Origin of the sequence: Pseudoxanthomonas sp. PXM03, assembly GCF_014852005.1 — a bacterium.
GTDB lineage: Bacteria > Pseudomonadota > Gammaproteobacteria > Xanthomonadales > Xanthomonadaceae > Pseudoxanthomonas_A.
In genome coordinates, this window is the sequence record NZ_JACVAU010000001.1 from 239,803 (window position 1) to 262,500 (window position 22,698).

Annotated in this window: 22 protein-coding genes; 10 read left to right on the top strand and 12 right to left on the bottom strand. The window is 67.7% G+C overall.

The features are described from left to right. Positions 1 to 12: 12 nt before the first annotated feature. Both IB223_RS01120 and IB223_RS01125 read right to left on the bottom strand, forming a co-directional pair. Positions 13 to 1,518, bottom strand: a complete 1,506-nt coding sequence (locus IB223_RS01120) for a YifB family Mg chelatase-like AAA ATPase (RefSeq protein ID WP_192199867.1) — start codon at positions 1,516 to 1,518, stop codon at positions 13 to 15. 10 nt (positions 1,519 to 1,528) lie between these two features. Next, entirely contained in the window at positions 1,529 to 1,792 is a 264-nt protein-coding gene (locus tag IB223_RS01125; RefSeq protein WP_192199868.1) for an accessory factor UbiK family protein, read from the bottom strand. Between the two features lie 187 nt (positions 1,793 to 1,979). On the opposite strand from IB223_RS01125, the gene IB223_RS01130 reads away from it, so the two are divergent. Continuing rightward, complete coding sequence (locus tag IB223_RS01130; protein WP_192199869.1) at positions 1,980 to 2,318, top strand: P-II family nitrogen regulator; 339 nt, start codon at positions 1,980 to 1,982, stop codon at positions 2,316 to 2,318. Beyond that, positions 2,318 to 2,776 carry a hypothetical protein gene (locus tag IB223_RS01135; RefSeq protein ID WP_192199870.1) on the top strand — a complete coding sequence of 153 codons (459 nt, stop codon included), beginning with the start codon at positions 2,318 to 2,320 and terminating at the stop codon, positions 2,774 to 2,776. The genes IB223_RS01130 and IB223_RS01135 overlap by 1 nt, the downstream gene beginning before the upstream one ends. A 66-nt stretch (positions 2,777 to 2,842) precedes the next feature. Here IB223_RS01135 and speE read toward each other — a convergent pair whose 3' ends face one another. Beyond that, a complete protein-coding gene (gene speE / locus IB223_RS01140) occupies positions 2,843 to 3,700 on the bottom strand; it encodes a polyamine aminopropyltransferase (RefSeq protein ID WP_192199871.1) in 858 nt (285 codons plus the stop codon). A gap of 332 nt (positions 3,701 to 4,032) precedes the next feature. Between speE and speA the strand changes: the two genes are divergently transcribed. Continuing rightward, positions 4,033 to 5,922: an arginine decarboxylase gene (speA, locus tag IB223_RS01145; RefSeq protein ID WP_192199872.1), complete on the top strand. Its 1,890-nt coding sequence runs from the start codon at positions 4,033 to 4,035 to the stop codon at positions 5,920 to 5,922. Positions 5,923 to 6,001: 79 nt separating this feature from the next. Here speA and IB223_RS01150 read toward each other — a convergent pair whose 3' ends face one another. From IB223_RS01150 to radC, 5 genes are all read right to left on the bottom strand, one after another. After that, on the bottom strand, positions 6,002 to 6,751 hold the full coding sequence (locus tag IB223_RS01150; protein WP_192199873.1) for an SDR family NAD(P)-dependent oxidoreductase: 750 nt from the start codon (positions 6,749 to 6,751) through the stop codon (positions 6,002 to 6,004). A 34-nt stretch (positions 6,752 to 6,785) separates the two neighbouring features. Continuing rightward, a complete protein-coding gene (locus IB223_RS01155) occupies positions 6,786 to 7,196 on the bottom strand; it encodes a hypothetical protein (RefSeq protein ID WP_192199874.1) in 411 nt (136 codons plus the stop codon). Continuing rightward, positions 7,193 to 7,984: an SPOR domain-containing protein gene (locus IB223_RS01160; RefSeq protein WP_192199875.1), complete on the bottom strand. Its 792-nt coding sequence runs from the start codon at positions 7,982 to 7,984 to the stop codon at positions 7,193 to 7,195. The genes IB223_RS01155 and IB223_RS01160 overlap by 4 nt, the downstream gene beginning before the upstream one ends. 14 nt (positions 7,985 to 7,998) lie before the next feature. Next, positions 7,999 to 9,687 carry an arginine--tRNA ligase gene (gene argS / locus IB223_RS01165; RefSeq protein WP_192199876.1) on the bottom strand — a complete coding sequence of 563 codons (1,689 nt, stop codon included), beginning with the start codon at positions 9,685 to 9,687 and terminating at the stop codon, positions 7,999 to 8,001. 87 nt (positions 9,688 to 9,774) lie between these two features. Beyond that, positions 9,775 to 10,449, bottom strand: coding sequence for a DNA repair protein RadC (gene radC / locus IB223_RS01170; RefSeq protein ID WP_192199877.1), 675 nt, complete (start codon positions 10,447 to 10,449; stop codon positions 9,775 to 9,777). A gap of 96 nt (positions 10,450 to 10,545) precedes the next feature. On the opposite strand from radC, the gene coaBC reads away from it, so the two are divergent. Genes coaBC through IB223_RS01185 form a run of 3 tightly spaced genes read left to right on the top strand, consistent with a single transcriptional unit; the run spans position 10,546 to position 14,581 of the window. Then, positions 10,546 to 11,775 (top strand): bifunctional phosphopantothenoylcysteine decarboxylase/phosphopantothenate--cysteine ligase CoaBC, encoded by a 1,230-nt coding sequence (gene coaBC, locus IB223_RS01175; RefSeq protein ID WP_192199878.1) that lies wholly within the window; start codon positions 10,546 to 10,548, stop codon positions 11,773 to 11,775. Beyond that, the gene (gene dut, locus IB223_RS01180; protein WP_192199879.1) at positions 11,772 to 12,236 is read left to right on the top strand and encodes a dUTP diphosphatase; all 465 of its coding nucleotides are present in this window, start codon (positions 11,772 to 11,774) and stop codon (positions 12,234 to 12,236) included. The genes coaBC and dut overlap by 4 nt, the downstream gene beginning before the upstream one ends. A 14-nt stretch (positions 12,237 to 12,250) precedes the next feature. After that, positions 12,251 to 14,581 (top strand): phosphomannomutase/phosphoglucomutase, encoded by a 2,331-nt coding sequence (locus tag IB223_RS01185; protein ID WP_192199880.1) that lies wholly within the window; start codon positions 12,251 to 12,253, stop codon positions 14,579 to 14,581. 91 nt (positions 14,582 to 14,672) lie between these two features. Here IB223_RS01185 and IB223_RS01190 read toward each other — a convergent pair whose 3' ends face one another. Together IB223_RS01190 and pyrE are read right to left on the bottom strand one after the other, a co-directional pair. Next, the gene (locus IB223_RS01190) at positions 14,673 to 15,374 is read right to left on the bottom strand and encodes a hypothetical protein (protein WP_192199881.1); all 702 of its coding nucleotides are present in this window, start codon (positions 15,372 to 15,374) and stop codon (positions 14,673 to 14,675) included. 17 nt (positions 15,375 to 15,391) lie between these two features. Further along, positions 15,392 to 16,063 (bottom strand): orotate phosphoribosyltransferase, encoded by a 672-nt coding sequence (pyrE, locus tag IB223_RS01195; protein WP_192199882.1) that lies wholly within the window; start codon positions 16,061 to 16,063, stop codon positions 15,392 to 15,394. 117 nt (positions 16,064 to 16,180) lie between these two features. Between pyrE and IB223_RS01200 the strand changes: the two genes are divergently transcribed. The 3 genes from IB223_RS01200 to IB223_RS01210 are packed head-to-tail and all read left to right on the top strand — an operon-like array spanning position 16,181 to position 18,559. Further along, the gene (locus IB223_RS01200) at positions 16,181 to 16,951 is read left to right on the top strand and encodes an exodeoxyribonuclease III (RefSeq protein WP_192201191.1); all 771 of its coding nucleotides are present in this window, start codon (positions 16,181 to 16,183) and stop codon (positions 16,949 to 16,951) included. Then, the gene (locus tag IB223_RS01205) at positions 16,951 to 18,285 is read left to right on the top strand and encodes an MFS transporter (RefSeq protein WP_343227121.1); all 1,335 of its coding nucleotides are present in this window, start codon (positions 16,951 to 16,953) and stop codon (positions 18,283 to 18,285) included. Before IB223_RS01200 ends, IB223_RS01205 begins: the two co-directional genes overlap by 1 nt. Before the next feature lie 46 nt (positions 18,286 to 18,331). Beyond that, positions 18,332 to 18,559, top strand: coding sequence for a hypothetical protein (locus IB223_RS01210; protein WP_192199883.1), 228 nt, complete (start codon positions 18,332 to 18,334; stop codon positions 18,557 to 18,559). Here IB223_RS01210 and IB223_RS01215 read toward each other — a convergent pair. Together IB223_RS01215 and IB223_RS01220 are read right to left on the bottom strand one after the other, a co-directional pair. Then, entirely contained in the window at positions 18,556 to 19,686 is a 1,131-nt protein-coding gene (locus IB223_RS01215; RefSeq protein ID WP_192199884.1) for an anhydro-N-acetylmuramic acid kinase, read from the bottom strand. The two genes, IB223_RS01210 and IB223_RS01215, sit on opposite strands and share 4 nt — an antisense overlap. Positions 19,687 to 19,762: 76 nt before the next feature. Next, positions 19,763 to 21,217 carry a peptidoglycan DD-metalloendopeptidase family protein gene (locus IB223_RS01220; RefSeq protein ID WP_192199885.1) on the bottom strand — a complete coding sequence of 485 codons (1,455 nt, stop codon included), beginning with the start codon at positions 21,215 to 21,217 and terminating at the stop codon, positions 19,763 to 19,765. A 185-nt stretch (positions 21,218 to 21,402) separates the two neighbouring features. Between IB223_RS01220 and tyrS the strand changes: the two genes are divergently transcribed. Further along, positions 21,403 to 22,611: a tyrosine--tRNA ligase gene (gene tyrS, locus IB223_RS01225; protein ID WP_192199886.1), complete on the top strand. Its 1,209-nt coding sequence runs from the start codon at positions 21,403 to 21,405 to the stop codon at positions 22,609 to 22,611. Positions 22,612 to 22,698: the final 87 nt, after the last annotated feature.

The following is a 22,698-nucleotide window of genomic DNA, read 5'->3' on the forward strand; positions in this document are numbered from 1 at the left end:
CTTGGCCGGAGGTCATGCGGGATTGCCGCGATCCATGCCCCGGTAGCCCAGCGCTTCGGTCAGGTGTGGCGTGGTGATCGAGTCGCTGCCCGCCAGGTCGGCGATGGTGCGCGCCACCCGCAGGATGCGATGCAGGCTGCGCGCGGAGAGCTGCAGGCGCTCGACGGCGCGCTCCAGCAGTGCCTGGTCCCGTGCCGACAGTCGGCAGTGCGCCATGGTGTCGGCCTGGCCCAGGCGTGCGTTCGCGCAGCCGGCGCGCGCCTGTTGGCATGCGCGCGCGGCAACGACGCGGGCCTGCACCGAGGCCGTGGATTCGCCGTCCGGCGCATCCGGCCTCAGTTCGTGGGGCGGCAGCCGCGGCACATGGACATGCAGGTCGATGCGATCGAGCAGCGGCCCCGACAACCGGCTGCGGTAGCGACGGATGAGGTCCGGGCCACAGCGGCAACGCCCGCTGGGGTCGCCGGCCCAGCCGCATGGGCACGGATTCATGGCTGCGACCAGTTGGAAACGGGCGGGGAACTCCGCCGTGCGCGCCGCCCGCGACACGGTGACGGTGCCGGATTCCAACGGCTCCCGCAGGACTTCAAGCGCCGCCCGCGACCACTCGGGAAGCTCGTCCATGAAGAGGACGCCATTGTGCGCCAGCGATATCTCGCCCGGTCGCGGCTGTGCTCCGCCGCCGACCAGTGCGACCGCACTCGCGGTGTGGTGCGGTGCGCGATACGGGCGCTGGCGCCAACGAGCAGGGTCCAGCCCGCGTCCACTGACCGAGGCGATGGCAGCGCTTTCCATGGCCTCGCCATCGCTCGCCACCGGCAGCAGCCCGGGCAGGCGCGAGGCGAGCAGGGTCTTGCCGCAACCAGGTGATCCGATCAGCAGGAGATGGTGGCCACCGGCTGCGGCCACTTCGAGCGCGCGGCGGGCGTGGGCCTGTCCGCGCACATCGGTCATGTCCGGGATGGAACTGGGCAGCGGAGGCGGCGCCGTTGCGGCGGGCAGTACCTTGCGGCCTTCGAGCAGGGCACAGACTTCCAGCAGCGTGCGGCCGGTGCATGCGCGTCCCTGTTGCGCGAGTGCGGCTTCCGCGCCGCTGGGCTCCGGCACGACCAGGATTCGACCCGTCGCAGCCACGGCGAGCGCTGCCGGAAGCACGCCGTCCACCGCCCGCAGTTCACCGGTCAGGCTCAACTCACCGAGGAATTCGTATTCCGCCAGCGCTTCGCGGCGGATCTGCCCGCTGGCGGCCAGGATGCCAAGTGCGATGGGCAGATCGAAGCGGCCGCCGTCCTTGGGCAGATCCGCCGGTGCAAGGTTCACGGTGATCCTGCGTGTCGGGAACTCGAACTGCGCGCACAGGATCGCGGCGCGTACGCGGTCGCGCGCCTCGCGCACGGCGGCTTCGGGCAGGCCGACGATCTGCGTGGACGGCAGGCCGCCGGACAGATGCACTTCCACGCGCACGGGCGGCGCGGACACGCCCGCCCGCGCCCGGCTGTTCACCAGGGCCAGACTCATGCCGGCGGGGTCAGGACTGTGCGGGCTTGTCGGCCAACTGGGTTTCCAGCGCGGCCACGGTGCGTTCCAGTGTTTCCAGCTTCTCGCGTGTGCGCAGCAGCACCGCCTGCTGCACGTCGAACTCCTCGCGCGTCACCAGGTCAAGCTTCCCCAGGCCGGCCTGCAACGCGGACTTGAAGGTCTGCTGCAATTCTTCCTGCGAATCACGCAGGCCGGGCGGCACCAGCTGGCTGAGGCGGCGGGCGAGGTCGTCGATGTGGTTGAGGTCGATCATGTCAGTTCTCCGGCAGTGCACCGAGCTTGTGGGCGATGCCGGTGGCAGGCCATCGGCGTTCGCTGCGCAGCGCTGTCGGAAAAGTCCGGCGGCGAGGCCGCCATTGAACCGCGACAGGACCCGTTGCCGCAACCGCGCGCGGTCGCGCCGCGCTATCCTGCGTGCAGCATCCACGGGAGCAAGCTGCATGAAAATGGTCATGGCCATCATCAAGCCGTTCAAGCTGGACGACGTGCGCGAAGCATTGGCGGACGCCGGCATCGCCGGCATCACGGTCACGGAAGTAAAAGGCTTCGGTCGCCAGAAGGGGCACACCGAGCTCTACCGGGGCGCCGAGTACGTGGTCGATTTCCTGCCGAAGGTGAAGCTGGAGGTCGCGGTGACCGACGATCAGGCCGAACAAGTGGTCGAGGCCATCGTGAAGGCGGCCGGCACCGGCAAGATCGGCGACGGCAAGGTGTTCGTGTACGACCTGGAGCGCGTGGTGCGGATCCGGACGGGCGAACTGGACGCCGACGCGCTGTAATGAAGAATCCCGTTGCGCTGTGGTCGACGGGCGTACTGCTTGCCAGCATGGCCTTGACGGTGGCCGCCACTTCTGTCCGGCCAAAGCCACTCGACGAGATGGTGCGTGAGGCCGATCTCGTCGTGGTGGCTACCATCAAGGCGGTCAGCATGGTGGACGGCAAAGGGCGTCCAATCACGGACCGGCGGGCACGCACCGGGCCTGGATCAGACAATCGGATGCGGCTGACCTTGCACGTGCAGGAAGTGCTGTCCGCCCGCACGGAAACGAACGCGTCGTCGCTGCAGGTGCCGTTGTGGTCAATGTGGCACTACGAACTCGGCACGATGCAGGATGATCTCACTGGTCGTGAAGGTATCTTCTTGCTTAAGGGTGACGCACATGAGCCGGTCTACCCGACGGGATTCCATCGCGCCACCCAGGAACGTCCTGAAATCGAAGCACTGCTTGGCCGGTGAATCCGAGGGAAGATTGCAAAAAAGCCCCGCATAGCGGGGCTTTTTTTGGCTGTGTAGCGAGCTCTCTTACTCGCCCAGCGCCTTCGCCACGAACGGCGGCGCCACCAGCACGCCGGTGTGCAGGTGCGCGGTGTAGTACAGCGTGTCGAACGGCTTGGCCGCCGCGTCTGCCTGGCGGAAGGCGAAATCGAAACCGGCCTGCTTGCTGGCCACGGTGACGCTCCACCAGCCGGTCGGGTAGCACGGCTGCGGGAACGGCAGCGTCTTGAACGACTGGAAGCCTGCCTTGCCCATCTCGGCGCGCATGTCCTTGATCAGGTCCAGCAGTGCCAGCGGCGATTCGGATTGTTGCACCAGCAGGCCATCCGGCTTCAGCGCGCGGAAGCAGCTCTCGAAGAACGCCTTGTTGAACAAGCCTTCGGCGGGGCCGACCGGGTCGGTCGAGTCGACGATGACCACATCGACGCTGCCCGGCTCGCAGTTCGCCATGTAGGCCACGCCGTCGTCGAACAGCAACTCGGAGCGCGGGTCGTCGTTCGATTCGCACAGCTCGGGGAAATACTTCTCCGCCATCCGCGTAACCTGTTCGTCGATGTCGCATTGCGTGGCCTTCTCCACGCCCGGGTGCTTCAGCACCTCGCGCAGGGTGCCGCAGTCGCCGCCGCCGATGATCACCACGCGCTTCGGCTGCGCATGGGTGAACAGCACCGGGTGGCTGATCATCTCGTGGTAGAAGAAGTTGTCGCGCGTGGTCAGCATCATCGCGCCGTCGATCACCATCAGCTTGCCCCAGTCGGTGCTGTCGTAGATCTCGATCTTCTGGAACGGCGACTGCACCTCGTCCAGCTTGCCGGTGGTGCGGAAGCCGATGGCCGAGCCGGTGTGCGAGAAGTGTTCGATGAACCAGGTGTCGTTGGCGGTCATGGGGCGATGTCCTGCGGATGAAGGATGGAGTCTGTTCCCTTCTCCCGTCGGGAGAAGGTGGCGCGCAGCGCCGGATGAGGGTGTGCCACCGTCGCTCATCCGCCTTTTTTGATACAGAGCGAGCCACAGCGAGTGAAAGAGGTGAACAGCCGATGGTTCGCCTTCATGACTCGCTGCGGCTCGTCCTTAATCACTGGATTGGACGAGCTACGGTGGCGCCCCCAACCCCTCTCCCGACGGGAGAGGGGCTTGAGCGCGGCGCGCATTGTAACGGACCCATGTGACCGCAGCCTGTAGAATGCGCGTCCGCTCGCCTCACCTTGGAAAACGCCATGTCCTGGTCCACCGACCACGCCCGCAAGACCTACTCCGTCCCGCACTGGGCCGAAGGGTATTTCGACGTGGACGCCGCCGGCCGCATCGTGGTGTCGCCCAAAGGCGCGCAAGGCCCGCTGATCCCGCTGCCGGAAGTCGTGGACGCCGCACGTGCGCAAGGTGCCCAGCTGCCCCTGCTGGTGCGCTTCCCCGACATCCTCGGCGACCGCCTGGGCAAGCTGCAGGCCGCGTTCGCGCAGGCGCAGGCCGACTGGGAATACAAGGGCGGCTATACGGCGGTCTACCCGATCAAGGTCAATCAGCATCGCGGTGTCGCTGGCACGCTGGCCTCGCACGCGGGCGAAGGCTTCGGCCTGGAAGCCGGCAGCAAGCCCGAGCTGATGGCCGTGCTGGCGCTGTCGCGCCCGGGCGGCCTGATCGTCTGCAACGGCTACAAGGACCGCGAGTACATCCGCCTGGCGCTGATCGGCCGCAAGCTGGGCCTGCAGACCTTCATCGTCATCGAGAAGCCGTCCGAGCTGGCGCTGGTCATCGAAGAGTCGCGCAAGCTGGGCGTGAAGCCCGGCCTGGGCGTGCGCATGCGCCTGGCCACGCTGGGCGCCGGCAAGTGGCAGAACAGCGGCGGCGACAAGGCCAAGTTCGGCCTGTCCCCGCGCCAGGTGCTGGACCTGTGGAAGCAGCTGCGCGAGGCCGGCCTGCAGGACACGCTGGGCCTGCTGCATTTCCACATGGGCTCGCAGATCAGCAACGTGCGCGACATCGCCAACGGCATGCGCGAGGCGACGCGCTACTTCGTCGAATTGTCGAAGCTGGGCGCGACCATCAGCCACGTCGACGTCGGCGGCGGCCTGGGCATCGATTACGAAGGCACGCGCTCGCGCAGCTACTGCTCGATCAACTACGGCATCGGCCAGTACGCCAGCAACATCGTGCAGCCGCTGGCCGAAGCCTGCGAACAGCATGGGCTCACGCCGCCGCGCATCGTCACGGAGTGTGGCCGCGCGATGACCGCGCACCATGCGGTGCTGGTGGTCAACGTGTCGGAAGTGGAGCAGGCACCGGAAGGCCGCGTACCGCCGTCGCATGACGACGAGCCGTCCGTGATCCGCCACCTGCGCGAGATCCACGGTGAACTGGACACGCGCCCGGCCGTCGAACTGTTCCACGAAGCGCAGCACCACCATAGCGAAGGCCTGTCGCTGTATGCGCTGGGCCAGATCGACCTGGTGCACCGCGCGCGCATCGACGACCTGTTCTACGCCATCGCGCATGCCGTGCGTGCACGCCTGAGCAGCGACGAGCGCAGCCACCGCGACCTGCTGGATGAGTTGAACGAGCGCCTGGTCGACAAGTACTTCGTCAACTTCAGCGTGTTCGAATCGATCCCGGATGTCTGGGCGATCGACCAGGTGTTCCCGATCGTGCCCATTGAACGGCTGGACGAAGCGCCGACGCGTCGCGGCATCATCGCCGACATGACCTGCGACTCGGATGGCATGGTCAAGACCTACGTCGAGAACGAAGGCCTGGATTCCTCGCTGCCGCTGCATGCGATGAGGCACGGCGAGAGCTACCGGCTGGGCATCTTCCTGGTCGGCGCCTACCAGGAAATCCTCGGCGACATCCACAACCTGTTCGGCGACACCGACGCGGTGGAAGTCAGCGCCGATGCCGGCACCGGTTACCTGATTACCCAGCAGCGCCGCGGCGATACCACCGACGTGATGCTCGATTACGTGGGCTACAAGCTGGACGATCTGCGCGCGGTGTATCGCCAGCGCGTGGAGGAAGCCGGCCTGTCAGCCGGCGAATCCAAACTCCTGTCCGACGCGCTGGAGACCGGCCTCACCGGCTACACCTACCTGTCGGACGAGCCGCTGGCGTAGCGTGTGCCGTGCGTACGGCCTCGCGATGCCGGATGTTCCGTGACGTGCGCGTGGCGCACGCCACGGGAGTGCGAAACAATTACTCGCGCGCGACCTGGAAGCCCGCCACCGACTGCGTCACCGGCATGATCTCCAGCCGGTTTATGTTGAGGTGCGGCGGCAGCGTAGCGACGTAGAAGATGGTCTCGGCGATGTCGTCGGCCGTCATCGGCGCGGCGCCGGTGTAGAGCTTGTCCGACGCCTGCTGGTCGCCATGCGTGCGCACCAGGGTGAATTCGGTTTCGGCCATGCCGGGTTCGATGGTGGTCACGCGTACGCCGGTACCGTGCAGGTCGCTGCGCAGGCCCAGCGAGAACTGGCTGACGAACGCCTTGCTGCCGCCATAGGCGTTGCCGCCCGGGTACGGATAGACACCCGCCACCGAGCTGATGTTGATGATGGCGCCCTTGCGTTCGACCAGCAGCGGCAGCAAGCGGTGCGTCAGCGTGACCAGTGCGGTGATGTTGGTGTCGATCATCGTGCGCCAGTCGGACAGCAATGCGTGCTGCGCGGGTGCCGTGCCCTGCGCGAGGCCGGCGTTGTTGACCAGCAGGTCGATGTCGCGGAACCCTGCCGGCAACGCCGCCAGTGCGGCGTCCATCGCGGCTTCGTCGCGGATGTCGAACGCGGCGGCATGCACCTTGTCGGCACCGATTTCATCCACCAGCGCCTGCAGGCGCTCGGCACGGCGGCCCGTGGCGATCACGCGCCAGCCGGCAGCGGCGAAGCGGCGGACGGCGGCGGCACCGAAGCCGGATGTGGCACCGGTGATGAGGGCGGTACGGGTCATGGGGATTCCTTCGCGGAGGGAAAACGGTTCGCGGTCAGCGGCGCGCATACCAGAGGGCACCCAGCCAGGTGCCGAGCGCGGCGGCGACCACGGACAGCGTCGCGCTGAGTGCGTTCGTGCGCAGCAGGAAACCGAGGGGATAGGACATGTCAGAGGCCGCACCGGCGATGCCGGCCAGCACCGACAGCGTCGCGATCCACACCGCCAGCGTCAGGCCGACGGCGACGATCAGGAAGCGATGGCCTGCCAGCGCGCCACCCAGCCCCATGCAGAGGGCGGTCACGACGTAGCTGACCGGCGCCAGGAATCCCCAGCGTGTCTGCACCACCTCCTGGCAGTGTGCGGGCAGGACAAGGCCGACCAGCCACGAGGCGACAAGCAGCGACCCCATCGCTGCGGCCGTCGCCACGATCAGGCGCTGCAGCGGCGGCCGCGTGGCACTCACTGCGCCTTCACCGCCATCGCAGGCAGTCCGCCGCTGGCGAGTTTCTGCTTCGCCTCGGCGAGTTCGCTCGCCGTGCCATACGGGCCCATGCGCACGCGGTAGACGGTCTTGCCGTTGATCTGTGCCGACTCCACGCGGGCGCTCAGGCCCAGCATGGCGATCTTGGCCTTGGTGGCCTCGGCATCGCCCGACGCGCCGAATGCGCCGGCCTGCAGGATGTAGCGCGCGCCGGTGTCCGCGCTGGCCACGGTGGGGGCAGGCTTGGGTGCGGGAGGAGCGTCTGCAGTGCGCGGTGTCTCGGCCGGGCGGGCAGGCGCGGTTTCGTTGATCGGTGTCGGCTGGGTCGCTGCGGCGGCGGCCGGCGCAGCCGCGACCGGCGTCGTGGCTTGCCCGTTGAGGGCGGCGCGCGCCTTGCGTGCTTCTTCCTCGCGTGCGCTGGCGGCCAGTTCCGCGTCGGACATCTGAACTTCCTTGCCGGGCAGCAGGGTGTAAAAGTCGTACTGGGTTTCCTTCGCGGCGGCATCGTCCGTCGTCGGGGCGGTGGCCGGTGCCTCGTTGCTCGGTGCGTCGGGTACCACGGCTTCCACATCGGCGCTGTCGACGGGGGCGGGTTGCGCGTCAGGGTTGGGCGTGGGACGGAAGAAGCCATCACCGTCCTTCTTGCCCAGCCCCGGCACGACGAAATACACCGCCAGGCCGATGAGCAGGCCGAGGATCAGCCAGACCCACGCGGGCGTGGCCTGACTGGAATTGCGTGTGGCCTGACTCTTGCCGCGCCTTGCTGCCATCTACTGCTCTCCGCTCACATCTTCTCGGGCGCGCTTACGCCCAACAGGTCCAGTCCATTGGCCAGCGCCTGGCGTACCGCCAGTGCCAGCGCCAGCCGCGCATCACGTGCCTGCGCATCGTCGGTCAGCACGGGCGTGCCGGCGTACCACGTATGGAAAGCATAGGCCAACTCGCGCAGGTATTGCGCGACCCCATGGGGTTCGAGCGATTCGCCGGCCGCTTCCACCACCTCGGGATAGCGGGACAGTTCCACCATCAGCTGCAGCGACGTGTCGTCGTCCAGGCGTGCCAGGTTAGCCAGCCCGTTCGCCTGGTCGTAGGCGTAACCCTTCTCGCCCGCCTGGCGCAGCAGGCTGCACACGCGGGCATGCGCGTACTGCACGTAGAACACCGGGTTGTCGTTGCTCTGTTGGCGCGCCAGATCAATGTCGAACGTCAGCTGTGAATCCGGCTTGCGCGCGATCAGGAACCAGCGCGTCGCATCGGCGCTGGTTTCCTCGATCAGGTCACGCAGGGTGAAGTAGCTGCCGGCGCGCTTGGAAAGCTTCACTTCCTCGCCACCGCGCATCACCGTGACCATCTGGTGCAGCACGTATTCGGGATACCCGGCAGGAATGCCTTCGCCAAGGGCCTGCAGGCCGGCTTTCACGCGCGCCAGCGAGCCGTGGTGGTCGGCGCCCAGCTCAGTGATGGCGCGCTCATAGCCGCGCTGCCATTTGCTGAGGTGGTAGGCCACGTCCGGCACGAAGTAGGTGTAGGTGCCGTCGGACTTGCGCATCACGCGGTCCTTGTCGTCGCCGAAGTCGGTCGACTTGAGCCACAGCGCACCGCCTTCCTCGTAGGTGTGTCCGGAGGCGATCAGCTTGCTCACGGTCTCCTCCACTTTCCGGTCCGAGTACAGCGAGCTTTCCAGGAAGTAGCGGTCGAACGACACGCCGAACGCGGCCAGGTCCAGGTTCTGCTCGCGCCGCAGATAGGCCACGGCGAAGCGGCGGATGGCGTCGAGGTCCTGGGGATCCTTTTCCCCGGTGACGACGTGGCCTTCCACCTCGACCGAATCGCCGTCGAGATAGGCCTGCGCCACGTCGGCGATGTAGTCGCCGCGATAGCCATCCTCCGGCCAGCCTTCGCCGTCGGGCGACTTGCCCAGCGCACGCGCCTGGGTGGACTTGGCCAGGTTGTCGATCTGCACGCCGGCGTCGTTGTAGTAGAACTCGCGCTTGGCGTTCCAGCCGTTGGCAGCCAGTACGCGTGCGATGCAGTCGCCGATCGCACCTGCGCGACCATGGCCGACATGCAGCGGACCGGTCGGATTGGCTGACACGTACTCCACGCCGACGGTGCGCCCGCCACCGCTGTCGTTGCGGCCGTAGGCGGCGCCCTGCGCCAGCGCGGTGGCCATTTCGCGCTGATAGGCGCCCGGGCTCATGTGGAAGTTGATGAAGCCGGGGCCGGCGATCTCGACCTTCACGACGTCGTCGCTGGCCGGCAACGCCGCCACCAGGGCCGTGGCGATGGCGCGCGGATTGCTGCGCGCCACCTTGGCCAGCTGCATGGCGGCGTTAGTGGCGAAATCGCCGTGCTCGCGCGTCTTGGGACGTTCGACCACGAAGTCGGGTGTGGCGGCATCGGCCGGCAGGGTGCCGGCGGTGCGCAGGGCGTCGATGCCCTGGGCGATCAAGGCGCGAAGGGAAGCTTTCACGGAGAACCGTCTTGGTGCGTGGGAACCGCCTATTCTAGGTTTTCCGGTCCTCCCCGTGGGATCGGCATGGTTCAGCGAAGGCGGTCCTCACACCCATCCACGCGCGGCCATCGATTGGGGTGGCCCATCGCCAATGACGAAGTGGTCCAGCAACCGGACGTCCACCAGTGCAAGCGCCTGCTTCAGGCGCTGCGTCACGGCGCGGTCGGCGGCCGAGGGTTCTGCGCATCCAGAAGGATGGTTGTGGCCGACGATCAGGGCGGTCGCGTTCATCGCCAATGCGCGACGGGCCACTTCACGCGGATGGACCTCGGCGCTGTCCACCGAACCCTGGAACAACTCCTCGAATGCCAGCACGCGATGGCGGGTATCGAGGAACAGGGCCGCGAACACCTCGTGTCGCCGGCCGCGCAACCGCTGGGCGAAGTAGCGCCCGGCGGCCTCCGGGTCGCTGATGGCGTCACCCCGTTCGAGGGCGGCGTGCAGCAGGCGGGTGCCCAGCTCCAGCGCCGCCGCCAGGGCACATGCACGGGCGGGCCCCAGGCCCGGCAGCGCCGTCAGTTCGGCGGGGGGACGTTCCAGCAGCGCACGCAGCGGGCCATGGGTGGCGAGCAGGTCGCGGGCGGTGGCGACGGCATCGCGCCCGCGCAGACCCGAGCCCAGGAAGATAGCCAGCAGTTCGGCGTCGCTGAGGCTGGTGGGGCCGCGGGCGAGCAGCTTCTCGCGGGGGCGTTCGTCGTGGGGCCAGTCGCGGATGTGCATGGCGACAGGATCGGCCGGCGGACGCCGGGCGTGCATCGGGTGATGAGGGGCGTTCGGGTAAGCTAATCGCTTGTATGGACGTAGGAACGGGCCGACGTGAGCGGATCGGACAAGATGCGTGATCTGGCGGGACAGCACGTCCTGGTGTGTGTGGGCGGCGGGATCGCGGCCTACAAGGCATTGGAGCTGGTGCGTCGGCTGCGTGATGCCGGGGCCGAGGTGCAGGTCGCGATGACGGCGGGGGCCCAGCAGTTCGTGACGCCGCTGAGCTTCCAGGCGCTGTCCGGCCAGCCCACCCGCACCACGCTGTGGGACGGCGCCGCCGAGCAGGCGATGGGCCATATCGAACTGGCCCGCTGGGCTGATCGGGTGATCATCGCGCCGGCCACGGCCGACCTGATGGCGCGCCTGGCACACGGGCTGGCCGACGATCTGGTGGCCACGCTGTGCCTGGCCACCACCGCGCCGATCATGATCGCGCCGGCGATGAACCACCGCATGTGGCAGCACCCCGCCACGCAGGCCAATCTGGCCACGCTGCGCGAACGCGGCGTAGAGGTGGTCGGACCGAACGATGGTCCGCTCGCCGAGGGCGAGTCCGGTCCGGGCCGGCTGGCCGAGCCGGAGGAGATCGTCGCTGCGCTGTCCGGCGCCGCCCTCCGCGCCACCACGGTGCCGCAGGATCTTGCCGGACTCAACGTGGTGGTCAGCGCTGGCCCCACCTACGAAGACCTGGATCCCGTGCGCTACCTGGGCAATCGCAGCAGCGGCAAGATGGGGTTCGCGGTTGCCGCCAGCGCTGCGCGCCGTGGCGCCAGCGTCACCCTGATCGCCGGGCCCGTGCAGTTGGCCACGCCGGCAGGCGTCGCGCGCGTGGACGTGCGTTCGGCCGCGCAGATGCACCGAGCGGTGTTCGCCGCCCTGCCGGCCGACATCTACATCGGCGCCGCTGCCGTGGCCGACTACACCCCGCGCGAGCCGGCCGCCGACAAGATCAAGAAGTCCAGCGAGTCGCTGGCGCTGGACCTGGTGCGAACGCCCGACATCCTGGCCGAAGTCGCCGCGCAGACGCAGGCCCTGAAGCTGGTGGTGGGCTTCGCCGCCGAGACCAACAATGTCGCCGAGTACGCGCGCAGGAAGCTGGAGGCCAAGCGGCTGGACATGATCGTGGCCAACCGCGTGGGCATTGCCGATGGCGGCTTCGAAAGCGACCAGAACGCGATGACGGCGTACTGGAAGGATGGCGAGCGCAGCTTCGCCTCCGCGCCGAAGACGCAGCTGGCCGATGAACTGATCGACCTGATCGTGGAGCGACTGAACGCATGAGTGCACCCCGTGCCGTGGAAGTGAAGCTGCTGGACCCGCGGTTCGGCGACGAATGGCCACTCCCGGCCTACGCCACCGAGGCCAGCGCCGGCATGGACCTGCGTGCGGCGCTGGACGCGCCCCTGGTGCTCGAACCTGGTGACGCGGCGCTGGTGCCGAGTGGCATCGCGCTGCACCTGGGCGACCCGCACCTGTGCGCGGTGGTGCTGCCGCGCTCCGGCCTCGGCCATCGCCACGGCATCGTGCTGGGCAACGGCACCGGCCTGATCGATGCGGACTACCAGGGCCCGCTGCTGATCAGCGTGTGGAACCGGGGGCATGAGACCTTCACCATCCAGCCCGGCGACCGCATCGCCCAGGTGATGGTGCTGCCGATCGTGCGCGTGCACCTGCAAGTGGTGGATACTTTCGCTGACAGCGCACGGGGGACGGGTGGTTTCGGCCACACCGGCGTGCGATGACAGGGGACAAAGCGATGAACACGACGAACGAGAGCCGCAAGCGGATTCCCGTGGGCGATCTGCGCGGCGCGCTGCCGAAGCTGGCGGTGCTGCTGGCGCTGCTCGCAGCCCTGCTGGCCTGGAGCGGTGTCCGCCAATGGCGCGAAGCGCGCCTGCTGGAACAGGTCGGGCAGGCCCGCGATCGTGCGGTCGAGGCGGTGCAGGCCAGCCATGCGGCGCATATCCGCCAGTTCGAACAGCGGCTCGCATCCGCGCCGGTCAAGGCGGCCCTGGCCGCCAACGATACGGCGGCCGCCGTGGCCGCCCTGAAGGACGGTTGGGCGGGCGTGGAGCACGTCGAGATCCTGGATGGCGCATTGCAGGCGGCCTACGAGAATGCCGCAACCTTCGGTTTCAGCAAGCTGGCGCTGCTGGAGGACGGCATGCAGGGCGATGGCGTCGCGGCCCGCGTGGTGAAGGATGGCAAGCAGACTGCGTTTGGCATGGCGGCATCCGCGCCGCAGGGCGTCATCTACGTTCGCCTGCCGCTGACGCAGCTGACCCAGGCCTTCGATGGAGTGGCGTTGCCCGGCGGTGGCTATCTTGCGCTGCGGCAGGGCAGCTACTCCATCACGCAACGCGGCAACAGCGGCCTGGAGGATGGCGCGGAGCGCATGGCGCGCGCGGTAGGCAAGACCGGCCTGCGCGTGGCGACGGCGGTCCCGGTCAGCGAGCCCGGTCCGCTGGGGCTGGGTGCCATCCCGGCCATGATCGTGGCGGCGCTGCTCGCCGGCCTCACCGTGGTGTCGGTGCTGGTCGCGCGCGGCGGGATTCGCATGGGTGGTCTGGGCAAGAAAGGAGCAGAAGTGAGCGATACGGATGAACCCACACTGGGCGAGGCGCTGCTGCGCGAACCCCCACCGCCGCCGGCCGGCGGCACGCGTACCGCGCCCAAGGATGAGTACACCCAGGCGGAAGCCAAGGCCGTGGAGGTGGATCCCGGCATCTTCCGCGCCTACGACATCCGCGGCATCGTCGGGCAGACCTTGAGCGTGGAGGTCGCCGAACTGATCGGCCTCGCCATCGGCTCGGTGATGCGCGACGAGGATCTCACCGACATCGTGGTGGGCCGCGACGGCCGCCTCTCGGGCCCCGACCTGGTCGGCGGGCTGATCGAAGGCCTGCGCAAGGCCGGCCGGAACGTCATCGACATCGGCCTGGCGCCCACCCCGGTCGCCTATTTCGCGGCCTACCACCTGCGCACCGGCAGCAGCGTGGCGGTCACCGGCAGCCACAATCCGCCGGACTACAACGGGTTCAAGATCGTCGTCGGCGGGCAGACGCTGTCCGGCGACGCCATCACCGACCTGTACGAACGCATCCGCGACAACCGCCTGTTCGTGGCCAACGCGCGCGGCGACCTGCAGCAGCGCGATGTCTCGGCCGACTACATCCAGCGCATCGCCGACGACGTGCAGCTGGAGCGCCCGCTGAAGGTCGTGGTGGACGCCGGCAACGGCGTGGCGGGCGACATCGCCCCGCAGCTGCTGGAAGCCATCGGCGCGGAAGTCATCCCGCTGTACTGCGACGTGGACGGCACCTTCCCCAACCATCACCCCGACCCCAGCGAACCGCACAACCTGGAAGACCTCATCCAGACCGTGAAGCGCTTCGATGCCGACATCGGTCTGGCGTTCGATGGTGACGGCGACCGCCTGGGCGTGGTGACCAAGGAAGGTGCCATCATCTTCCCCGACCGCCTGTTGATGCTGTTCGCTGCCGATGTGCTGGAGCGCAATCCCGGCGCGCTGATCATCTTCGACGTGAAGTGCACCGGAAAGCTGCAGGGCTGGGTGTTGCGCCACGGCGGCACGCCGATGATGTGGAAGACCGGGCATTCGCTGATCAAGGCCAAGATGCGCGAGACCGGTGCCGAGCTGGCCGGCGAGATGAGCGGCCACTTTTTCTTCCAGGAACGCTGGTACGGCTTCGATGACGGGCTGTATTCCGCCGCGCGCCTGCTGGAGATCCTGGCCAACCGTGCCGAAACGCCGTCGGAAGTGCTGGCCGAGTTGCCCGATGGCGTGTCCACGCCGGAGATCAAGGTGGCGGTGGACGAAGGCACGCCGCACGCCATTGTCGAGCGCTTCGTCGATGGCGCAGAGTTCGAGGGCGCGCGCCTGTCCACCATCGATGGCCTGCGCGCCGACTGGGACGATGGCTGGGGCCTGGTGCGTGCGTCCAACACCACGCCGATCCTGGTGCTGCGTTTCGAGGCGGACAACCGCGAGGCGCTCGAGCGGATCAAGACCGAATTCCGCACCCGCCTGCAGGCGCTTGCACCGGAACTGACGATGACGTTCTGACGCCTGCCGGGCTTCGGAGCAGCATGACCACGGCGCCGGGCTTGTCCCGGCGTCGTCGTTCCAGAGGGGCTTCCGGAAAGGCTTTGCCGGATCAGTTGCGCGCTGGTGGCATGGCCGGGGTGGCCGCTTCTTCTGCGGCCTCGGCCGTGATGCCCTTCATGTTGCGGTAGCGCTGCAGGATATCGGCGATCTCGACGTCCAGCTGCGCGCGCTGGGCCTCGAAGCTCTGCTGCAGGCGACGGGTGCGCAGCAGCTCGGCATGGCGCTGGTGGATGGTGGCCGACATGTCTGCACGGATCGGACGTCCGGCCAGCTCTTGATCGCCCGCTGTCTGCAGCAGGCTGACAAGGCCTTCGCGCAGGCTGACCGCGTTGTAGCGCGCGGTGCGTACGTTGTTGTCGACGATGGCGGTGCGTTCGTTGAAGACGCGCCGCAACTCTTCCTCGCTGCGGTAGGACATCAGCATGGCGGCATCGGTACGGCGCCGCATTTCCGAGGCCGCGTCGTCGATCATCTTCTGTTGGGCCGCGATGGCCGCCTGGGCGCGTTCCTCTTCGCTCATCGCGCGGCCGACGCCACCGGTGCGCAGTCCGCTGGTCGCGCTGATCTCGTCGCGTGCCACGTTGACCACATCGGCGGGCAGCGCATCACTGCAGACGCGCTGGCCTTTCTCTTCCCAGCAGAAGAGTTTCTTGTTGGCGGGCGTGGACGGATTGTTCTTGCCCTGCGCGAGCACGGTGGGTGCCAGCGCCAGCAATACGGCCGACAACGCCAGGGAAGTGCGGACGGTCATGGCAGCCCCCTGCTGCGTCAGTCCTGGGTCGCGCTGCCGTAGCGGGCCCGGTAGGCCAGCAGGTCGTCGCGATGGCGGACAAGGTCGGCGCTTTCGCCGGCAAATGCAAGCAGGTCATGCAGGTTGGCCACGGCCACCACCGGTACGCCGGTCTCCTCGGCCACCGACTGCGCGGCCGAGCGGCGCGCGCCGCCTGTGCCGGGTTCGCCCAGCACCTCCTGCCGGTCGAGGGCGACCACGATCCCGGCCGGCGTGCCGCCGCCCGCGCGGATCAGGCCCAATGCCTCGCGGATCGCGGTGCCCGCGGTGATCACGTCGTCGACGATCAGCACGCGGCGGTCTTCCAATGGCGCTCCGATCAGCAGGCCGCCTTCGCCGTGGTCCTTGGCTTCCTTGCGATTGAACGCCACCGGCAGGTCGCGGCCACGACGGGCGTACTCGCAGGCCAGTGCGGTCGCCAGCGGGATGCCCTTGTAGGCGGGACCGAACAGCAGGTCGAACTGCAGGCCGGCTTCTTCCGCCGCATCGGCGTAGCAGGCCGCCAGCCCGGCCAGGCGGCCGCCGCTGTCGAAGCGGCCCGCATTGAAGAAGTACGGACTCTGACGTCCCGATTTCAGCGTGAACTGGCCGAACCGCAGGGCCTGCGCGTGCAGTGCGAGCTGGAGGAAGCGGGAACCGTGATCGGACATGGGCGGTGGCGGGATGAACAGAGGGCAGGCGACAGGATAACCGCCATGCGGTCGATGCCGCGCGACGGAACCGCCGGTTCGGGTACGCTTGCCCGGTTTCCGACGAACGTAGTGCACATGCGCATCATCAGCTTCAATGCCAACGGCCTGCGCTCCGCGGCCACCAAGGGATTCTTCGACTGGTTCGCCGACCAGCACGCCGACGTGCTGTGCGTGCAGGAGACCAAGGCCCAGGAGCACCAGCTGGCCGGACCGGAGTTCCTGCCTGCCGGCTACAAGGCGTGGTTCCGCGACGCCAGCACCAAGAAGGGCTACAGCGGGGTGGCGATCTACGCCAGGCGCGAGCCGGACGAGGTCCGCACGGCGCTGGGCTGGCCGGACTTCGACGAGGAGGGCCGCTACATCGAAGCACGCTTCGGCGACCTGAGCGTGGTGTCGTTCTACATCCCGTCCGGCTCGTCCGGCGACGAGCGCCAGGGCTTCAAGTTCAAGGTGATGGACTGGCTGGCGCCGGTGCTGGACGAGTGGCGCCGCAGTGGTCGCCACTATGTGCTGTGCGGCGACTGGAACATCGTGCGCAGCCGGCTGGACATCAGGAACTGGACCAGCAACCAGAAGAACTCCGGCTGCCTGCCGCCGGAGCGCGACTGGTTGAACGGCATGTGCGCGGACGACGGCGGCTGGGTGGATGCTTACCGTGTACTGCACCCGGAAGGCCAGGACTACACCTGGTGGAGCAACCGCGGTGCTGCGCGCGCCAACAACGTGGGGTGGCGGATCGACTACCAGTTCGTCACGCCCTCGCTGCGTGACCGCCTGAAGGCCTGCTCGATCTACCGCGAACAGCGCTTCTCCGACCATGCCCCCTTCACGGTGGACTACACCTGATGACGACAACGGCAAGCGAACGTCCCGGCAAGCCTTCGGTCTGGCGTGCGTTCGCGCAGCCGTCGGCGTGGACGATGTTCTTCTTCGGCTTTGCCTCGGGCATGCCGTTCCTGCTGGTGGCCGGCACGCTGGCGTACTGGCTGACCGAGAACGGGCTGGAGCTGAAGAACATCACCCTGATCGCGAGCGCCGGCCTGAGCTACACCTTGAAGTTCCTGTGGGCGCCGCTGGTGGATCGCTGGCGCCTGCCGCTGCTGGGCCGTCTGGGCCAGCGCCGTGGTTGGCTGTTGTTTGCGCTGGCCGTGGTCATCGTCGGCCTGTTGTCGATGGCGCACCTGACGCCCGGCCAGCTGGGGCCCTTCATCTGGGTCACGCTGATGACGGCGTTCGCGGGCGCCACGCTGGACATCGCCGTGGATGCGTACCGCATCGAGATCGCGCCGCAGGAATCGCAGGGTGCGCTGCTGGCCACGTATTCGCTGGGATACCGCATCGCGCTGATCATCACCGGCGCCCTGGCGCTCATGCTGGCCGATCAAGTGTCGTGGCCGCTGGTCTACCAGGCGATGGCGGCCGTCATGCTGATACCGATGGTCGCGGTCCTGCTGTCGCGTGAGCCCGATGTGGTGCGGATCCGCATGACGACGTGGAGCGAGGGGCTGCAGGAGGGGGTCGTGGAGCCCTTCGTCGACTTCTTCCGCCGTTTCGGCATTGCGCTGGCCGTCGCCCTGTTCGCGTTCATCCTGCTGGCGAAGATTTCCGACCAGTCGCTGGGCGGCGGCATCATGGCGCCGTTCTACCTCAGCCAGGGTTTCACCAAGACCGAGATCGGCGCGGTATCGAAGATCTGGGGCGTCTGGGTGGGCCTGGTCGGCGTATTCATCGCCGGTATCGCTGTCGCGCGTTGGGGCGTGAAATGGCCGCTGTTGGCGGGCATCGTGCTGGGGGCGATCAGCAACCTGCTGTATGTCTGGCTGATCGGCGCCGACGGCGATGTGTGGAAGCTGACGCTGGTGATTTCCGGCGAGAACCTCGCGCAGGGCTTCCAGGGCACCACGCTGGTGGCGTTCCTGTCCGCGCTGGTCAACCAGCGCTTCACCGCCACCCAGTACGCGCTGTTCTCGTCGCTGGTGATGCTGCCGGGCAAGCTGCTGGGCGCGGTGTCCGGCGGTATCGTGGAACAGACGGGGTATGGGGTGTACTTCTGGATCACTGCCCTGGTCGCGATCCCGGCGGTCGCGCTGTTCTTCTGGCTGGCCCCGCGGATCCGGTTCGGCGGCGACCATGAGCCGGCGAGTGGCCTCGACAGGTCGGCGGGCGGGGCACCGGACTGAGCGCGTGCGCTACAGTCTGCCCAGGGGGCATGCAGGGGACGGGACAATGACCGACATCGTGCTGAAGGACGTGGATCCGATCCTCGCCGAACGTATCAGGCGGGTGTCCCAGGCTCGCGGCTGGGCCATTCACGACACCATCTTCAACCTGCTGGAACAGGGCCTCTTCGTCTGCGAATCCGAAGTGCGCGGCGGCCTGGATGACCGCGAAGTCAACGCGCTCGCCGATGCGATCAGCGCGTTGAAGGATGTGCCGCCCGGCAAGGGTTTCTAGGCCGGGTACACCACGCCCAGCACGCGGCGTCCGACGGCCCCGGTGACTGCCGGCAGATTGCCCGACCGGCCTGCCAGCGTTTCGCGCGCCAGCCAGGCAAAGCCCATCGCCTCCACGTAATCCGGATCCAGGCCGTGCGCAGCGGTGGATTCCACCACCGCTTGCGGCAGGTGGGCGGCCAGTCGTGCCATCAGCACCGCGTTGTGGACGCCACCACCGCAGACCAGCACGCGACGGGTGGCCGGCTGGGTGAGCTGCAGCGCGTCGGCGACGGTGCGTGCGGTCAGTTCCAGCAAGGTGGCCTGTACGTCGGCCGGCGAGATAGTGGCCTCGCCCATGCGCGCCTGCAGCCAGTCCAGGTGGAACTGTTCCCGCCCCGTGCTCTTCGGTGGCGCCAGCGCAAACCAGGGGTCCGCCAGCAGGCGAGCCAGCAGAGCGGCGTCCACGTGTCCGCTCGCCGCGAAGGCGCCGCCCGCGTCGTAGGCGCGCCCGGTATGGCGCTCGCACCAGGCGTCCATGAGCGCATTCGCCGGCCCGGTATCGAAACCGCGCACGTCGCCCACCCTCGGCAGCAGGGTGAAGTTGCCGATGCCGCCGAGGTTGAGTACGGCCCGGTCTTCCTGCAGCGAACCGAGCAGGGCGGCATGGAACGCCGGCATCAGTGGTGCGCCGTGCCCGCCCGCCGCCACGTCCCGCCGGCGGAAGTCGGCCACGGTGTCGATCCCGCTGCGTTCGGCGATGACATTGCCATCCCCGAGCTGCCAGGTGAACGGCGGGTCCGCGTGCGGGCGATGGCGGATGGTCTGGCCATGCGAGCCGAGCGCGCGCACGCGCCCGCGTGGCACGCCTGCCTCTTCCAGCAGTGCGGATGCGGCATCGGCGAATGCGCGCGCGGCAAGGCCGTCCAGCGAACCGAGTCCGTCCAGCGACACGTTGTCCGCGCCCTGGCCCAGGGCCACCCACTGCGCACGCAACGCCGGATCCCAGGCGAACGTGCGGCCATGGACCAGTTCGCAACCCAACCCCGTCGGGGAGTCTTCGAACCGGACCAGCGCGGCATCGATGCCATCGGCGCTGGTGCCGGAGATCAGGCCCAGGTAAAGCTCGGTGGAAGCGGGGGTCGTCATGCGGAATCGACAGGCAAAGAAAAAGGCGGGACAGTGTCCCGCCTTTTCCGGATTGCCGCCATGCGTGGGTGAAGGATCAGCCCTTGCCGCCCTTGCCGGCAGGCTTGGCCGCCGCGACGGTGGCGGGCTTGGTTGCTCCTTCGGCCGGGCCCACGTCGGCGTAGATGACGTCTTCCACGGTCCGAATGCGTGTCAGCGCATTGGCCGTGTACGTGCGGAATGCCGCCAGCTGCGCACCGCCCAGCGGTTCCGGCGGCGGCATCGTCACCGACAGCGGATTGCGGTGCACGCCGTTGATGCGGAATTCGTAGTGAAGGTGCGGGCCGGTCGACAGCCCCGTGGTGCCGACATAGCCGATCACGGTGCCCTGCGCGACGCGTTGTCCCTGCTTGATCTTCCCCATCCGCGACATGTGCGCGTACAGCGTGGTGTGGCCACGGCCATGGTCGAGGATCACGGTGCGTCCATAGCCGCCCTGCCAGCCCGCGAACTGCACGCGGCCATCGCCGGCCGCCATGATCGGCGTGCCGCTGGAGGCGGCGTAGTCCACGCCCTTGTGCATCCGCATCGTGCCCAGGACCGGGTGGCGACGCGCGCCGAACTTGGAGCTCATGCGCGCGTAGGGGATCGGCATGCGGATGAAGTTCTTCTTCAACGGCCGGCCGGCGGCGGTGAAGTACTCCGGCTTGCCGCCGGGGCGGGTGAAGCGGAAGCCCGAATGCAGTTTGCCGTCCACCGTGAACGTGGCGGCCTGCACCGGCCCGGTGCTGATCAGCTCGCCTTCGCGCCAGGTCTGTTCGACCACGACGCTGAAACGGTCCTCTGCGCCCAGATCGGAATTGAAGTCGATGTCGTACTTGAAGATTTCGTCCGTCAGCGAGTTCACGTTGGCAGAGGTCAGGCCTGCCTTGCGGGCGGAACGGTTCAGCGAGCGCCCGACCTTGCCGCTCAGTACCACCGTTCGGGTGGTCGTCTCGCGGGCGATCACGCGCTCGGTGACCTTGTCCGCGCCGACCAGCAGCTCCACGCGATGGCTCGGGTCCCGGTCGTAGCGCAGCGTGCGCAGTCCACCGTTGACCGGCAGGTCGAAGGCGATCTCAGTGCCCGGTTTCAGTCGGGTGAGCGCCTTCTTGGCGTCGGCATTCTCGAGGATGCGGTGCAGGGTGGCAGCGGGAATGCCCAGCTCCTCGAAAATCGCCCCCATGGTCTGCCCAGGCTTCACCCGGACCACCTGCCAGCTGTCGCCGGCCGTACCGGCCATGCGCGCCGCCGACAATTCGGGCAGATCGAGCAGCAACGTGCTGCGCGGCTCCGATACCGGCGCCTGGATGGCGCTGGAGAAGCCCGGCACGATGGTCGCCATCAGCACGCCGATAGTGGTGAAGAGGCTGGCATGGATCCAGTGGCGGCGCGTCCATCGCCCTTCCGGCAGATGGCGCTTCACCTGATGATGAAGTGCAGTGTCGCGAAGCACCCCCAGGCGCTCCCGGAACTGTTGCTTGCGGCCGTTGCCGCCCCCATGAGTTTGCATCAAGGTTGCATCCCGGGGCCAAGGCAAAGCCCCAATCGGCGTACCATAGACACGCGAAGACTTCGCGTCAAACCATTGAGTCAATTGGCTTTTTTGATAGGTATCACTGTTTACTTTCATTTAACGGTAACTTCACCTCACTGACTTGGCCTTCACGCGGCCGACCCCTACTGGAACTGTTCCCCGTGTCCCTTGCAGAAGCTCTTGCCGTGATCGGCCGTGGTGCCGACGAAATCCTCAAGCCCGAAGACCTGGAAGCCCGCCTGAAGCTGGGGCGGCCCCTGCGCGTGAAGGCGGGTTTCGACCCCACGGCGCCCGACCTGCACCTCGGCCACACCGTCCTGCTGAACAAGATGCGCCAGTTCCAGGACCTGGGGCACCAGGTGATCTTCCTGATCGGTGACTTCACCGGGATGATCGGCGACCCGTCCGGCAAGAACATCACCCGCAAGCCCCTCAGCCGCGAGGACGTGCTCGCCAACGCGCGCACTTACGAGGACCAGGTGTTCAAGGTGCTGGATCGGGAGAGGACCGAGGTCCGCTTCAATTCCGAGTGGTTCGGCAAGATGGGCGCGGCCGACATGATCCGCCTGGCGGGCCAGCACACCGTGGCCCGCATGCTGGAGCGCGACGATTTCGCCAAGCGCTACGCCGCTCAGCAGTCCATCGCCATCCATGAATTCCTGTATCCGTTGGTCCAGGGCTACGACTCGGTAGCCCTGCAGGCGGATGTCGAGCTCGGGGGCACCGACCAGAAGTTCAACCTGCTGATGGGGCGTGGGCTTCAGGAGCATCACGGCCAGGCGCCGCAGATCGTGCTGACCATGCCGCTGCTGGAGGGCCTGGATGGCGTCAACAAGATGTCCAAGTCGCTGGGCAACTACATTGGCGTCAGCGAGCCGGCCATCGATATCGTCACCAAGACCATGAAGATCGGCGACGACCTGATGTGGCGCTGGATCGAGCTGCTGAGCTTCGAGATCGGAGCGACCGAAGCGCTCGCATTTAAGAATTCCGTTGCTGGCGGCGAGCTCAACCCGCGCGACGTGAAACTGCGCCTTGCGCGTGAGCTGGCCACCCGCTTCCATGATGCCAGCGAAGCCGAAAAGGCGATTGCAGGTTGGCATGCCGTCGTCACCGGCCAGGGCGATACGTCACTGCTGGAGCTCAAGGACGTCGTGGTGCCGGCAGAAGGCATCCGCATTGCTGCGCTGCTTACCGCTGCCGGCATCACGCCCAGCAATTCGGAGGCCAACCGCAAGCTCAAGGAGCGCGCGGTCAAGGTGGAAGGCGAAGTCGTCGAGGACGCTGCGCTGCAGCTGGCGCCCGGCTTCGAAGGCGTATTGCAGGTGGGCAAGCGCAACTTCGCTCGGATCCGCCTGGTGGTGGGTTGAGCCGGCCTGTCAGGATGCTCTGATGGAAGAGAGGTACACGGGGCGTGAAAATTTCTGCGCACCCCCTTCCCAAAGCCAGTTGAACCC

What these genes read in the sequence shown, in the direction of transcription:
- IB223_RS01120 (WP_192199867.1), bottom strand. Translation starts at nt 1,518, where the DNA reads ATGAGTCTGGCCCTGGTGAACAGCCGGGCGCGGGCGGGCGTGTCCGCG.
- IB223_RS01125 (WP_192199868.1), bottom strand. Translation starts at nt 1,792, where the DNA reads ATGATCGACCTCAACCACATCGACGACCTCGCCCGCCGCCTCAGCCAG.
- IB223_RS01130 (WP_192199869.1), top strand. Translation starts at nt 1,980, where the DNA reads ATGAAAATGGTCATGGCCATCATCAAGCCGTTCAAGCTGGACGACGTG.
- IB223_RS01135 (WP_192199870.1), top strand. Translation starts at nt 2,318, where the DNA reads ATGAAGAATCCCGTTGCGCTGTGGTCGACGGGCGTACTGCTTGCCAGC.
- speE (WP_192199871.1), bottom strand. Translation starts at nt 3,700, where the DNA reads ATGACCGCCAACGACACCTGGTTCATCGAACACTTCTCGCACACCGGC.
- speA (WP_192199872.1), top strand. Translation starts at nt 4,033, where the DNA reads ATGTCCTGGTCCACCGACCACGCCCGCAAGACCTACTCCGTCCCGCAC.
- IB223_RS01150 (WP_192199873.1), bottom strand. Translation starts at nt 6,751, where the DNA reads ATGACCCGTACCGCCCTCATCACCGGTGCCACATCCGGCTTCGGTGCC.
- IB223_RS01160 (WP_192199875.1), bottom strand. Translation starts at nt 7,984, where the DNA reads ATGGCAGCAAGGCGCGGCAAGAGTCAGGCCACACGCAATTCCAGTCAG.
- radC (WP_192199877.1), bottom strand. Translation starts at nt 10,449, where the DNA reads ATGCACATCCGCGACTGGCCCCACGACGAACGCCCCCGCGAGAAGCTG.
- dut (WP_192199879.1), top strand. Translation starts at nt 11,772, where the DNA reads ATGAGTGCACCCCGTGCCGTGGAAGTGAAGCTGCTGGACCCGCGGTTC.
- IB223_RS01185 (WP_192199880.1), top strand. Translation starts at nt 12,251, where the DNA reads ATGAACACGACGAACGAGAGCCGCAAGCGGATTCCCGTGGGCGATCTG.
- IB223_RS01190 (WP_192199881.1), bottom strand. Translation starts at nt 15,374, where the DNA reads ATGACCGTCCGCACTTCCCTGGCGTTGTCGGCCGTATTGCTGGCGCTG.
- pyrE (WP_192199882.1), bottom strand. Translation starts at nt 16,063, where the DNA reads ATGTCCGATCACGGTTCCCGCTTCCTCCAGCTCGCACTGCACGCGCAG.
- IB223_RS01200 (WP_192201191.1), top strand. Translation starts at nt 16,181, where the DNA reads ATGCGCATCATCAGCTTCAATGCCAACGGCCTGCGCTCCGCGGCCACC.
- IB223_RS01205 (WP_343227121.1), top strand. Translation starts at nt 16,951, where the DNA reads ATGACGACAACGGCAAGCGAACGTCCCGGCAAGCCTTCGGTCTGGCGT.
- IB223_RS01210 (WP_192199883.1), top strand. Translation starts at nt 18,332, where the DNA reads ATGACCGACATCGTGCTGAAGGACGTGGATCCGATCCTCGCCGAACGT.
- IB223_RS01215 (WP_192199884.1), bottom strand. Translation starts at nt 19,686, where the DNA reads ATGACGACCCCCGCTTCCACCGAGCTTTACCTGGGCCTGATCTCCGGC.
- IB223_RS01220 (WP_192199885.1), bottom strand. Translation starts at nt 21,217, where the DNA reads ATGCAAACTCATGGGGGCGGCAACGGCCGCAAGCAACAGTTCCGGGAG.